The following is a 13,230-nucleotide window of genomic DNA, read 5'->3' on the forward strand; positions in this document are numbered from 1 at the left end:
ACGAGCGACAGGCTCGCGGCGACGGTGCGGAACAACACCAGCCACACCAGGCGCGAGCGCAGCCCCGGGGCCGCGCTTCGCGCCGTGCTTCCCGGCACCGCGTTACTTGATCGCGCCGGCAAGCGAGAAGATGGGCAGGTACATGGCGATGAGGAAGCCGCCGACCACGCCGCCGAGGAACACCATCAGGAGGGGTTCGATCATCGACGTCAGCGCGCCGATGGCCGTGTCCACCTCGTCGTCGTAGAAGTCGGCGATCTTGTTGAGCATGGTGTCCATGGCGCCCGTCGCCTCACCGACGCCGATCATCTGCACCACCATGGACGGGAACACCTTGGTCTCCAGCAGCGGACCCGCGATGTTCTTGCCCTCGGCGATCTTCCCGCGCACGTAGTAGATGGCCTCTTCCACCGTGCGGTTGCCGGCCGTCTTCGCCGTCACGTCCAGCGCGTCCAGGATGGGCACGCCGGAGGAGATCATCGTGCCCAGCGTGCGCGTGAAGCGCGCCACCGCCACCTTGCGGAGCACGTCGCCGAACAGGGGCAGCTTGAGGAAGGTCTTGTCCCAGAACTTGCGGCCCCGGGGCTGGCGGTAGCTCCAGGTGAAGGCGGAGACGATGGCGGCGATGCCCGCGACCGTGTGGAGGAAGTACGCCTGCGCGAACTTCGACAGGTCCACCACCACCTGCGTGGGGCCCGGGAGCTGCGAACCGAAGTCCGCGAACATCTTCTCGAAGACGGGCGTCACCTTGAGCAGCAGCAGCGCCGTCACGCCGATGGCCACCAGGATGACCACCGTCGGGTAGGTCATGGCGCCCTTGACCTTCGCCTTGAGCTTCTCGTTCTTCTCACGGTAGGCGGCGAGCCGGTTGAGGATGGTGTCGAGGATACCGCCCACCTCGCCCGCGGCGCAGAGCTGCACGTAGAGCTCGTCGAAGACCTTGGGGTGCTCCTTCAGCGCGTCCGCGAAGGTGCTGCCCTGCTCCACCTTGCCCTTGATGGCGAACACCACCTTCTTGAAGGCGGGGTTGTCCATCTGGCTGGCCAGGATGTCCAAGCACTGCACCAGCGGCAGGCCCGCGTCGATCATCGTCGCGAACTGGCGGGTGAAGATGAGGATGTCCTTGCCCGTCACGCCGCCCAGGCCGGGCAGGCTGATCTCCCCGTCGAGCGCGCTCTTCTTGCGCACCTTCGTCGGGTTGAGGCCCAGGGACTTCAGGCGCGCGTTGACGGCCTCGATGTCCGAGGCCTCCATCTCGCCCTTCTTGCTCTCCCCGCTCTTGGTCTTCGCCTCCCAGAGGAACTGGGCCGTGTTCTTCTTGGACGCTGTCGCCTTCTGCTGCACTGCTGGTGCTGCCATGACGGGACCTCCGGGGAGGGCGAGGAGTCTAACCTGTGATTTTCATGCCCCAAAACTAACGGGCGCCCGCTCCCCCGGCCGGCCGCTGGGCTCCGCCCGGCCCACCGCCCGTCGCGAGGATGTTGCGCAGTTCCTCCGGGTCGGAGGAGCGGCCGAAGGCCTCATCCTGGGAGATGAGCCGGCGCGCCAGGAGGGCGGCCAGCGCCTGGTTGAACGTCTGCATGCCGTACTTCGCCTGCCCCACCTGCATGGACGAGTAGATCTGGTGGACCTTGTCCTCGCGGATGAGGTTCCGGATGGCGGGGTTGGGCACCATGACCTCCAAGGCCAGCACGCGGCCCGGAGCGCCCTGCTTGGCGACGAGCGCCTGGCTCATCACGCCCTCCAGCACGAAGGACAACTGGGCGCGCACCTGGGGCTGCTGGTACGGCGGGAAGACGTCCAGGATGCGGTTGATGGTCTGCACCGCGCTGTTGGTGTGCAGCGTCGCGTAGCAGATGTGGCCCGTCTCCGCGATGGTGAGCGCCGCCTCGATGGTCTCCAGGTCGCGGAGCTCGCCGACGAGCACCACGTCCGGGTCCTGGCGGAGGATGTACTTGAGGGCCGTCTTGAAGTTGCGCGTGTCCGCACCCACCTCGCGCTGGTTCACCAGGCAGTTCTTGTGCGGGTGCAGGTACTCGATGGGGTCCTCGATGGTCATGATGTGCTCATGACGCTCGGTGTTGATCTTGTCGATCATCGAGGCCAGCGTGGTGGACTTGCCGGAGCCCGTGGGGCCCGTCACCAGGATGAGGCCGCGCGGCTTCTTCACCAGCTCCGCCACCACCGGCGGCAGGCCCAGCTCCTGGAACGTCAGGATCTTGAACGGAATCGTGCGGAACGCACCGGCGACGGCGCCGCGCTGCATGAAGATGTTCGCGCGGAAGCGTGACAGGCCCTTCACGCCGAACGACAGGTCCAGCTCGTTCTCCTCCTCGAACTTGTGCTTCTGGGCGTCCGTGAGGATGGAGTAGCAGAGCTGCTTGGTCTCCACGGGCGTGAGCGGCGCCGTCTTGAGCGGGACGAGCTCACCGTCCACGCGGAGCTGCGGCGGCGAGCCGGTGGTGATGTGGAGGTCGGAAGAGCCCTTCTCGACCATCGCCTTGAGGAGCTGGTGCAGGTTGGCCACGGATGCGTGTCCTGTCGGAGGAAGAAGTGGGGAGAGGAGGTGGGGTGACTAGAAGCGGTCCGGCGCGGTGTTGCCCACGACCTCTTCGAGCGTCGTCATGCCGTCCATGAGCTTCTTGAGCGCGCTCATGCGCAGGCTGCTCATGCCCAGGCGGATGGCCTCCTGCTTGAGCTCCGCGGCGGAGGCGCCGTTGATGACCAGCTCCTTGAGGCCGTCCCAGAAGGGCATGACCTCGTAGATGGCCACGCGGCCGCGGTAGCCGCGGTCGTTGCACTCGCGGCAGCCGACCTTCTCGTACATGGTGAAGGTGCCCATCTTGTCCGGCGGGATGCCCGCGTCGATGAGGGCCTGCTCGTCCACCTTCTCCGCGGGGCGCTTGCACGCGGGGCACAGGCGGCGCGCCAGACGCTGGGCGAGGATGAGGTTGAGCGACGCCGTCACGAGGAACGGCTCGATGCCCATGTTGAGCAGACGGCTCACCGTGCCCGGGGCGTCGTTGGTGTGCAGCGTGGAGAGCACCAGGTGGCCCGTGAGCGCCGCCTTCACGCCGATCTCCGCCGTCTCGAAGTCGCGGATCTCACCGATCATGATGATGTCGGGGTCCTGGCGGAGGAAGGAGCGCAGGCCGGCCGCGAAGTTCAGGCCGATGTCTTCATGCATCTGCACCTGGTTGATGCCGGCGAAGTTGAACTCGACCGGGTCCTCCGCGGTGCAGATGTTGGTGCCCACGTCGTTGAGGCTGGAGAGCGCGGAGTACAGCGTCGTCGTCTTGCCGGAGCCCGTGGGGCCCGTCACCAGCACCATGCCGTAGGGCCGGTCGATGGCCTCCTTGAACCAGGCCAGGGGCTGCGCGTCGAAGCCCAGCTTCGTCATGTCCAACTGCAGGTTGCTCTTGTCGAGCAAGCGCATCACGACCTTCTCGCCGAAGAGCGTGGGGCACACGCTCACGCGGAAGTCCATCTCCTTGCCGCCGCCGATCTTGATCTTGATGCGGCCGTCCTGCGGCAGGCGCCGCTCGGAGATGTCCAGCGACGCCATGATCTTCAGACGGCTGGTGATGGCGTTGCGCAGCTTCATGGGCGGGCGCATCACCTCGTACATCACGCCGTCGATGCGGAAGCGGACCCGGAAGTCCTTCTCATACGGCTCGATGTGGATGTCGGACGCGCGCTTCTTGATGGCGTCCATGAGGATGAGGTTCACCAGCTTGACCACGGGCGCGTCGTCCGCGGCCCTGGCCATCTCATCCACGTTCTCCTGCTCCTCCTTGGCGACCTCGATGTCGTCGCCCACGTCGCCGACGATGTCCTCCAGCGAGGGGCCCTTCTCCGCGTAGTAGCGCTCGATGGACTCGCGGATGGAGATTTCGGACGCGACGACGGCTTCGATGTTGTAGCCGGTGAGGAACTTCAGGTCGTCCACGGCGAAGATGTTGGACGGGTCGCACATGGCCACGATGAGGGACGGGCCCGCGCGGTTGACCGGGATCACCAGGTGCTTCTCGGCCACTTCCTTGGGCACGAGCTTGATGATGTCCGGATCAATGTCGAAGTCCTTCAGGTTGATGGCCGGCACGCCGTACTGCTTCGACAGGAAGTCGGTGAGCTTCGACTCCTCGATGGCGCCCGTCTTGATGAGCGCCGTGCCGATGCGCGCGCCACTCTTCTGCTGCTCCTCCTGCGCCTTGCGGAGTTGCTGGACGGAGATGAGGTTCTCGCGCACCAGCAATTCACCGAGTCGACCGGACATTTCTGGGATGCCTCTTTGAGCGTGAGGAGGAAACAGCCAGGGTCCCGGCTGTCGGCGGGACCCGCGGGGGGAAATGAGCCCGTGCGTCAGGGGCCTGAAGCCCTGGCACGGATCCTCCCGGATTAGAGGAAACCGATGCGCGGCCTGTCAAGGCGCCCTGGCGTGCTCCCTTGCTGTCCGGCGCCCGCTTCCGGGAGGGCGCGCCCCTCGGCTCTGGAACCCCTACCCGTCGCCGCGGGCCACCACGGTGCGGGCGGCCTCCACGTCGCGTTTGATTTGACCCACCAACTCGGCGGCGGAGCCGAAGCGCTGCTCGGGCCGCAGCCGCTCCAGGAACTGCACCCGCAGCTCCTTGCCATAGAGATCGCCGGTGAAGTCCAGCAGGTGCGCCTCGATGGTGACCTCCGTGCCACCGAAGGTGGGCTTCACGCCGATGTTGGCCGCCCCCGGCCGCCAGGGCCCATCCACCTCCGCCAGGAGGCGCACGCGGATGGCGTACACGCCGGGCGCGGGCCGCAGCTCGTTCTGCGTGTCCACGTTGGCGGTGGGGAAGCCGATGGTGCGCCCCCGGCCCGCGCCGGACACCACCGTGCCATCCAGGTCGAACGGGCGTCCGAGCAGGCGCCTGGCCGCGCCCACCCTGCCCTCCAGGATGTACTCGCGGATCCGCGACGAGGACGCGACGACGCCGTCCACGTTCACCGGCTGCACGACATGCACCTTGGCGCCCCGCTTCGCCGCGGCGTCGCGCAGGGTGGCGACGGTGCCGGCGCGCTGGGCGCCGTAGGTGTAGTCGCTGCCCACGACGACGTGGCCCACGCCCAGCGTGTCGAAGAGGGCGGCCTCGAAGTCCTGCGGCGTGGAGCGCGCGTAGTCGCGGGTGAAGGACTGCACCACCACGTGGGACAGGCCGCACGCGGCGAGCAGCTCCAGCTTGCGCGGCAGGAGCGTGATCAGCTTGGGCGCCAGGTCCGGCTGGAGCACCTTGCCCGGGTGGGGCTGGAAGGTGAGCGCGTTCGCGGGGGCGTGGCGAAGCGCTTCCGCGAAGAGGGCCTGGTGGCCCACGTGCACGCCGTCGAAGTTGCCCAGCGCGAGGGCCTGCCCCTGAAGCTGGCGGCCCGCCTCGGACACGGACTGGAAGACCTTCATGGCCCTTCCCTATACCACCCCGCGCGCTTTTGCCCTGGCCAACCCACGCGGCTCCATGGTTAGAGGCCCCGTCCCCGCCATGCGCCCTGCCCTGCTCCCTGATCCGGTCGGCCTCAAGTTCGTCCCCCTGGAAGCGCCCCCGGACTGGGACGCGGAGTTCGGCTTCACGGGGCCGCTGGAGCTGGAGATCGGCTCCGGGGCGGGCGGTCACGCGCTGGAGTACTGCCGCCGCAACCCCGGCGTGCGCTTCGTGGCCTTCGAGTGGCGCAAGAAGTACGCGCGCGACACGCAGATGCGCGCGGAGAAGGCGGGCATGAAGAACCTGCGCGTCATCGAATCCGACGCGCGCTTCGTGGTGCCGCGCATCTTCGCCCCCGCGTCCCTGGACGTCATCCACCTGCAGTTCCCCGACCCGTGGTGGAAGCGCTCGCACGCCAAGCGGGCCGTCGTGCAGCCCGAGTTCGCGAAGGTGATGCTGGGGCTGCTCAAGCCCGGCGGCCGCTTCGACATGCGCACCGACGTGCAGGACCGCGCGGTGGCCATGCTGGAAATCCTGGAGGCGGCGGGCTTCCACAACCCGCTGGGCGCCGGGGTGTTCCACCCGTACGACCCGGAGGAGGTGCCCTCCACCCGCGAGCGGCGCTACCTGGCGTCCGGGGAACCCGTGTACCGCGCACGCCTGGTGAAACCCGCGCCCTAGCCCGTCTGGCGCGTGTCAGGCCCTGGACGCCCGGCGTCCTCCGGGCCCGCGGGTGCCCGGCAGGGCCCTTGGCAGCGCCCCCCACCCGGAGGAGAATCCACCCACGGGGTTCCCGCCCCGGGGGACACTCGTGACGTTGGGCCACGACCGCAGCCTGTTGGGGGGGTGGGCGCCTCATGCCGGAAGCCGAAAGGAAACGGATGCCGGAGGGCGTGCGCAGGAACGGCCCCGCCAACGACTTCGCCGGGCGCACCGTGCTCATCGTGGACGATGATCCGGCGCAGATCCGCCACGTGCGCGAGGGCCTGTCCCCGCACGGCTACGTCTTCAAGGAAGCGCTGGACGGAGCGCAGGCGCTGTCCGCCATCCGCGCGGGCCGGCCGGACCTCATCGTGATGGACGTGGAGATGCCGGGCCTGGGCGGCGTGGAGGTGTGCCGCATCGTCAAGGCGAACGCGGGCGAGGGCGGCTTCGGCTTCATCCCCGTCATCCTGATGACGGCCCGGCAGGCGGCGGGCAAGGTGGAGGGGCTGGAGCTGGGCGCGGACGACTACCTGGTGAAGCCCTTCGACATGCTGGAGCTGGGCGCGCGCGTGAAGTCCATGCTGCGGCTCAAGGCGTTGCAGGACGCGCTTTTGGAGAAGAACCGCGAGCTGGAGTGGGCCAACCGCGAGCTGGACCGCCGCCGGCAGGAGCTGCTCGCGCTCAGCCGCACGGACGCGCTCACGGGCCTGTTCAACCGGCGCTACTTCGAGGAGCGGCTGAGCGAGGAGTTCATGCGCTCGCGCCGCTACCGCTCCCCCCTGTCGCTGGTGATGCTGGACATCGACCACTTCAAGCGCATCAACGACACGTTCGGCCACCCCTTCGGGGACGAGGTGCTGCGCGCGGTGGCGCACACGGCGCGCGCGACGCTGCGGGAGGTGGACCTGCTGGCCCGCTACGGCGGCGAGGAGTTCATCGCCCTGCTGCCGGAGGCGGCCCCCCAGGACGCGCTCCGGGCGTGCGAGCGGGTGCGCGAGGCGATTGAGCGGCTGGAGCTGACGTGGACGGGACCGGACGGCATGTCGCAGGAGGTGAAGCTGACCGCGTCGCTGGGCGTGGCGACGGTGCCCGCGGACGACCTGCCGGGCACGGAGGCGCTGCTGCGCGCGGCGGACGCGAGCCTCTATTCCGCCAAGGGGACGGGCCGCAACCGCGTCCACCAGCACGCGGCGTGACGCACCTCCCGCTTCCCCACGGCGACGGTTTGACCTAAATCGGAGGCCCCATGCGCCCGCTCGCGATGACGACCTGGCTGCTGTTCGCCCTCCTCTCCCTGGGCGGCTGCAGCCGGCTGCAGCCGGACACCCCCGTGGGGGCCTACCAGACGTTCCACCGGCACGTGCAGCGCGGAGAGCTGCCCAAGGCGTACGCCGGGCTGTCACAACAGACCCAGCAGGTCCTGAAGACGCGGGCTCAGCAGGTGAGCGACGCCTCTGGGGGAATGGTGAAGCCGGAGCCGCTCGCGCTGTTCTTCGCGAATGTCCCGGTGCCGCCGGATGTTCAGGAGGTTTCGCTGCTCCGGCAGGAGGGCGACGTGGCGACCTTGGCGGTGCGCTCGGCGGGAAGGTCGGGCGAGGTCCGGATGGTGAGGGAACCGTCCGGGTGGAAGGTGGACTTTTCAGCATCCCCCCAGCCGTGAGCCCGGGCATGCCCGGGCTCCGCGCATCAGGTAACGTACAACCGTGAACGACAGGAAGACACGGCGGGTGCTCCCCGCAGTCGAAGTCATCCGCAGGCCGGGCTCCACGCCCGGCGGCCCGGTGACTCCGTCCTCGACTGCCCCCACCCCCTCCCCCACGCCGAGGCCCACGCCCCGGCCCACGCCGGTGGCGCCCTCCGCCCCGGTGGTCCCCCCCAGCGCGGAGGGCGCTCCGCGCGCGACGCCGGCCCCCCGCCCCACCCCGGGCGTGGCGCCCGCGCCCCGTCCGAGCGGCCTCTCTCCCACGCCCCGGCCGTCCACGCCCGTGGCGCCGTCCGCCCCCCCGCCCCGTCCGGCGGCAGGCCCGGCGGGTCCGGCGGGCGCGGTGACGACGGCCTCCGCGCCGCCGCCCCGGCCCTCGGGTCCGACGGCGCCGGGCTTCACGCCGGGGGCCGCCTCACGTCCGCCGCCCCGGGGTCCGGGGATGGGTGGACCGCCGCGCGCGGGCGGGCCTCCGGGCCGCTTCGCGCCGCGCCCCAGCACGCCGCGTCCGCCGCCCACGCCGGAGCAGATCCTGGCGCTGGCCACGCGCGAGCACGTGCCGGCGCGCATCGCCAAGGGTGAGCTGGAAGGGAAGATGAAGGCGCGCATCTGGCGCAAGCTGCACGCCGAGGAGGCGAAGCGCTTCGACCAGGTCTACGAGCTGATGGGCCAGACGCCGGGCCTGTCGCTGGGAGACGCGTTCGGCATCCTGCAGAGCGGCCTCACCGTGCAGGAGTTCATGGCGCGCAAGGAGCGCAGCCAGCGCAAGGCGGCCATCAAGCAGGCGCGCGGCCAGGTGGACAACGCGCTCGTCGCGGACTTCCTGGGCGCCTTCATCGAGCAGAAGACCGAGCTGTCCGTGGTGCTGGCGGAGCGGTCGCTCCTGGACACGCTGCTGGCGGAGGAGGCCATCGCCTTCACCTTCGAGCGCACGGGCCGGCTGGAGAAGCTCCAGGTGGTGCTCATCGCGCGCAGGGGTGACTGGGAGCGGCTGATGCCGAACCTGGAGCGCGACGCGAAGCTCACGCAGAAGCCGGCGCAGGTGGCGCGGCAGCCGGACAAGCGCCCCTACTCGGACCCCCGGCCGTTCCTGCCGCACATCGGGCAGACGGTGAAGCTGGTGCTGCGCAACGGCATCACGGTGGAGGCGCCGCTGCTGCGCGTGGGCCGCTTCGACGTGCTGCTGGGAGAGCCCGGGCACGAGCTGTTCATCCCGCTGCACGCGCTCCTGCGCTTCGAGGCGCCCCCGGCCCCCGCCGAGGATGCTTCCGGCGACGCGGCGGATTCCAAGCCCGACGCCGAGGGCTGAAAGCGGCTCGCGGCGCCGTTATGTCCGGGCGGCCCTGCCTTCAGTGGCGGGCCGCCCGTGTCCTTCCTCCCCCAGGAGACCCCGTCCATGCGCCCCTTCTTCTCCCGCATCATCAAGCCCTGGCTCGCGCTCACCGCGGCGGCGGTCCTCGCGGGGGCGTCACAGCAGGCGTGCTCCAAGGAGTCCTCCGCGAAGGAGCCGGGCGCGCCCGCCGCGCAGGAGGTGGGACGGCGGGAGAACGGCGTGCACGTGGTGGAGCTGGCCGTCACGGAGAAGGGCTATGAGCCCTCGCCGGTGCAGCTCAAGAAGGGCGAGCCGGTGAAGCTGGTGGTGACGCGCAAGACGGACCTGACGTGCGCCACCGAGCTGGTGATGGACGAGTACAAGATCGACACCAAGCTGCCGCTGAACACGCCGGTGGAGATCGCCTTCACGCCCAACCAGTCCGGGACGCTGAAGTACGGCTGCGCGATGGGAAAGATGATCGCGGGCACGTTCGTGGTGGACTGAAGGACCCACCCGCCTTCCGGAGCCCCCCGCATGCGCCCGTCCTCCCTCCGCGTCCTCGTGCTCACCGTGGCGGCGGTCCTCGCGGGGGTGACGCAGCCCGCGTGCTCGAAGGAGCCCCCCGCCGCGAAGGCGCCGGGAGCGGACGAGCACGAGGCACGCCACGGCTACATGGCCATCCAGGACGAGGGGCACGTGGTGAACGGGACGCTGATGCTGGAGGTGTCCGTCACGGAGAAGGGCTTCGAGCCCTCCTCGCTCGTCCTGCTCCGCAAGGACAGGCCGGTGACGCTGCTGGTGACGCGCAGGACGGAGGCGACGTGCGCCACGTCGCTGGTGATGGCCGATTACGGCATCGACGTGAAGCTGCCGCTGAACACGCTGGTGGAGATTGCCTTCACGCCCCGTCGCTCCGGGATGCTCCATTACGGGTGCCCGACGGGTGAGGCCACCGGCCGCTTCTTCGTGCAGTAGCGCCTCCGCCCGTTAACTGGCGATGTCCGCCCGGGCGGGTAGGCTCACGCGCCTGCATGGGCAGCTCGGAGCTCTTCACCCGGCACGTCTTCCTGGACCTCGAAACGACGGGGCTCGACCCCCGCGTGGACGAGGTCATCGAGGTGGGCTGCCTCTTCTTCGAGCACGGCCGGGAGGTGGATCGCTTCTCCCAGTTGTATTCGGCCTCGCGCCCGCTGAACCTCACCATCCGCCGGCTCACCGGCCTCTCCGACGCGCAGCTCGCCGGGCAGCCCCGCTTCGACGCGGAGCGGGCCCTGCTGCGCGAGCGGCTCAAGGGCTGGACGGTGGTGGCGCACAACGCCCCGTTCGAGAAGGGCTTCCTGCCGGACGTGCTCGGCGGCGTGCCGGTGCTCGACTCGTGCGAGCTCATGCACTACCTGCACCCGGAGCTGCCCAGCCACTCGCTGGAGTCGCTGATGCGGTGGGCGAAGCTGGGCTCGCAGCAGCCGCACCGGGCGCTCCATGACTGCGTGGCGGTGCACGCGGTGCTGGTGCACGCGCTGGACGGCTGCGTGCGGGACGGGCGCGCGGAGGACGTGGCGGACCTGCTGGCCACGATGGCCCCCCGGGCCCGCGCGGCGCTGGGGCCCACGCCGCTCCTGGAGGCCCTGTCGGAAGAGGATGCGCGCGACCTGGCGATGGACGCGGAGGCGCGCCCGCTGCTGGAGCTGCTCTCGCGGCTGTGGGAGGCGTGCCGGGCCACGCCTGCGCCGCTGAACCTGGAGACGACGGGCGGCTTCCTGCGCGCGCGGCCGGAGCGCAAGCGCGCGAATGGCGGCAGGCCGCCCCCGGAGCCCGAGCTGGACGCGACGCCGCTGCCGGTGCGGCCGGAGGAGGTGGCCCAGGTGCTGGGGCCCGGCGGCGCGCTGGAGCGGGGCGGCGGGTTCCTGTCCCGGCCCGCGCAGTTGGAGATGGCGCAGGCGGTGGCGCGCACGCTGTCGGACGGCGGGCAGGTGGCGGTGGAGGCCGGCACGGGCACGGGCAAGTCGCTGGCGTACCTCACGCCCGCGGCGCTGTTCGCCGCGCGCAACGGACTGAAGGTGGGCGTGGCGCCGCACACGAAGACGCTCCAGGACCAGTTGCTGGAGAAGGACCTGCCCCGGCTGCACCAGGCCACGGGGGGCGCGTTCGGCTACGCGCTGCTCAAGGGCCAGACGAACTACCTGTGCCGCCGCCGCGCGCTGGAGGCCACGCGCGTGGAGCCGGGGATGAACCACACGGCGCGCGCGCCCCGGGCGTACGTGCGCGCGTACCTGCGCCGCAGCGTGGACGGGGACCTGGACCGGCTGAGCCACTGGTTCCGCGAGCGCTTCCCGGGCATGCACGGGCTGGTGCCGGCGGTGCGCTCCGAGGCGGCGACGACGCTGGGCGAGCGGTGCCCTCATCACCACAAGTGCTTCTACCACTCGGCGGTGGCGCAGGCGCGCGAGGCGGACGTGCTGGTCATCAACCAGTCGCTCGCGTTCGCGTGGCCCGCGCGCTACGGGCGCCTGGACCACCTGGTGCTGGACGAGGCGCACGAGCTGGAGGACGTGGCCACCACCGCGCTCACGGTGGAGCTGTCCGACCTGGCCTTCCTGCGCCTCACGGAGCGGCTGCACGGACGCGACGGGCGCCGGGGCCTCTTCGCGGAGCTGCGCCGCGCGCTCGCGGCCACGCGCCGGGATGAGTCCCGCGTGCTGATGTCCGAGGTGGACGACGCCCTGCGCACGCTGCTCCAGGAGGCGCGCGTGCTGGGCGAGCAGGTGACGGCCCTGTGCGAGCCCGCGGCGGCGATGCCCGGCGAGGACGCGGACGACGCGGCCTACGCGCCGGAGCTGCGGGTGACGGACGCGGTGCGCGCCCTGCCCGCCTGGGAGCCCGTGCGCGAGGGGCTGGTGGCGGTGCGCACGGCGCTGCAGCGGGTGCACACGCTCTTGTCGGTGCGCGTCCTGGCGGCGCTGCCGGAGCTGGCGGTGAAGCAGCCCTCGCTGGAGCGGGAGCTGGCTGGCGCCACCACGGAGCTGGGTGAGCTGTCCGTGCTCGCGGGCGAGCTGGCCGGAGAGCCGGACGCGAAGCGCTGCTACGCGGCGCGGGCGGAGCCTCGCAAGCAGCGCTGGAGCGTGGGCGCGCAGCCGGTGGACGTGTCCGAGTCCGTGGCGAAGGACTTCGCCGCGAACAAGCGGGCGCTGGTGATGGCGTCCGCCACGCTGGGCACCGGGGACGGCGTGCCCTTCGTGCTGAAGCGGCTGGGGCTCAGGCCGCCCATCCTGCGCGCGCCGTCGCCGTTCCACCTGGGACAGCAGGCGCTGGTGGTGCTGGTGACGGACGCGCCGCGCGCGCACGAGGAGCCGTTCATCGACTGGGCCTCCGGGCGCATCTCCGGCCTGGCGCAGGTGATGGGCGGCCGGGTGCTGGGCCTGTTCGCCTCCACGCGGCGGCTGGAGCGCGTGTCGCGCGAGGTGCAGGCGCGGCTGGAGCCGCACGGCATCGAGGTGCTGCGCCAGTCGCGCGGACACGGCCGCTCGCTGGCGGCGCGGCAGGAGCGCGACACGGGCACGGTGCTGCTGGGCACCAAGAGCTTCTGGCAGGGCGTGGACATCCCCGGGCGCGGCGTGGGGTGTGTCTTCATCGACAAGCTGCCGCTGGAGCCGGCGTCACGGCCGCTGGTGGCCGCGCGCGAGGAGCCGCTGGCGAAGGCGGGCAACGAGTACCTGGGCTTCCTCCAGTACCGGCTGCCGCGAGCGCTGCTGCTGCTCCGTCAGGGCGTCGGGCGGCTCATCCGCTCCACCACGGACCGGGGCATCGTCGTGGTGGCGGACCCCGGACACGCGAGCTACCGGCCGCTGCTGCTCCAGGCGCTCGCGGGCTACCGCGTGGTCGCGCTGCCGTGGGCGCAGGCGCGACTGATGCTGCACTCGGAGCTCTTGCTGATGGGGCTCGCCGCAGACACCGCGCGGGTGTGAAGCCCTGCATATCGCCCCCTCTACCCTTGCTTTACCGATAGACCCTCTATAGGGCCGCAGCAATCGGGGGTCCACTGGTTCGCCGTCGCGAGACTTTACTAA

11 protein-coding genes are annotated in these 13,230 nt (G+C 70.8%); 7 read left to right on the plus strand and 4 right to left on the minus strand.

The features are described 5' to 3' along the window. Nucleotides 1-102: 102 nt before the first annotated feature. The 4 genes from K8556_RS11110 to K8556_RS11125 all read right to left on the minus strand — a co-directional run bounded on the left by K8556_RS11110 (nt 103) and on the right by K8556_RS11125 (nt 5,425). The gene (locus tag K8556_RS11110; RefSeq protein ID WP_223740009.1) at nt 103-1,359 is read right to left on the minus strand and encodes a type II secretion system F family protein; all 1,257 of its coding nucleotides are present in this window, start codon (nt 1,357-1,359) and stop codon (nt 103-105) included. A gap of 55 nt (nt 1,360-1,414) precedes the next feature. Next, nucleotides 1,415-2,527 carry a PilT/PilU family type 4a pilus ATPase gene (locus tag K8556_RS11115; protein ID WP_223740010.1) on the minus strand — a complete coding sequence of 371 codons (1,113 nt, stop codon included), beginning with the start codon at nt 2,525-2,527 and terminating at the stop codon, nt 1,415-1,417. Between the two features lie 48 nt (nt 2,528-2,575). Beyond that, on the minus strand, nt 2,576-4,276 hold the full coding sequence (gene pilB / locus K8556_RS11120; RefSeq protein ID WP_014399076.1) for a type IV-A pilus assembly ATPase PilB: 1,701 nt from the start codon (nt 4,274-4,276) through the stop codon (nt 2,576-2,578). A gap of 222 nt (nt 4,277-4,498) precedes the next feature. Next, nucleotides 4,499-5,425: a bifunctional riboflavin kinase/FAD synthetase gene (locus K8556_RS11125; RefSeq protein WP_223740011.1), complete on the minus strand. Its 927-nt coding sequence runs from the start codon at nt 5,423-5,425 to the stop codon at nt 4,499-4,501. Nucleotides 5,426-5,504: 79 nt separating this feature from the next. Here K8556_RS11125 and K8556_RS11130 point away from each other — a divergent pair, with 79 nt between their 5' ends. The 7 genes from K8556_RS11130 (at nt 5,505) to K8556_RS11160 (ending at nt 13,128) form a co-directional block, all read left to right on the plus strand. Continuing rightward, complete coding sequence (locus K8556_RS11130; RefSeq protein WP_223740012.1) at nt 5,505-6,125, plus strand: tRNA (guanosine(46)-N(7))-methyltransferase TrmB; 621 nt, start codon at nt 5,505-5,507, stop codon at nt 6,123-6,125. Between the two features lie 176 nt (nt 6,126-6,301). Further along, nucleotides 6,302-7,345, plus strand: a complete 1,044-nt coding sequence (locus K8556_RS11135) for a diguanylate cyclase (protein WP_223740013.1) — start codon at nt 6,302-6,304, stop codon at nt 7,343-7,345. A 50-nt stretch (nt 7,346-7,395) separates the two neighbouring features. After that, nucleotides 7,396-7,809, plus strand: coding sequence for a hypothetical protein (locus K8556_RS11140; RefSeq protein WP_223740014.1), 414 nt, complete (start codon nt 7,396-7,398; stop codon nt 7,807-7,809). 67 nt (nt 7,810-7,876) lie between these two features. Next, nucleotides 7,877-9,160 carry a hypothetical protein gene (locus K8556_RS11145; protein ID WP_304503954.1) on the plus strand — a complete coding sequence of 428 codons (1,284 nt, stop codon included), beginning with the start codon at nt 7,877-7,879 and terminating at the stop codon, nt 9,158-9,160. An 87-nt stretch (nt 9,161-9,247) separates the two neighbouring features. Next, nucleotides 9,248-9,670, plus strand: coding sequence for a cupredoxin domain-containing protein (locus K8556_RS11150; RefSeq protein ID WP_223740016.1), 423 nt, complete (start codon nt 9,248-9,250; stop codon nt 9,668-9,670). A 30-nt stretch (nt 9,671-9,700) separates the two neighbouring features. Further along, nucleotides 9,701-10,141 carry a copper transporter gene (locus K8556_RS11155; RefSeq protein WP_223740017.1) on the plus strand — a complete coding sequence of 147 codons (441 nt, stop codon included), beginning with the start codon at nt 9,701-9,703 and terminating at the stop codon, nt 10,139-10,141. Between the two features lie 56 nt (nt 10,142-10,197). Further along, complete coding sequence (locus tag K8556_RS11160; protein ID WP_223740018.1) at nt 10,198-13,128, plus strand: helicase C-terminal domain-containing protein; 2,931 nt, start codon at nt 10,198-10,200, stop codon at nt 13,126-13,128. The last annotated feature ends 102 nt before the right edge of the window (nt 13,129-13,230 follow it).

Origin of the sequence: Corallococcus sp. AS-1-12 (genome assembly GCF_020036995.1) — a bacterium.
In the GTDB taxonomy this organism is placed as follows: Bacteria; Myxococcota; Myxococcia; order Myxococcales; family Myxococcaceae; genus Corallococcus.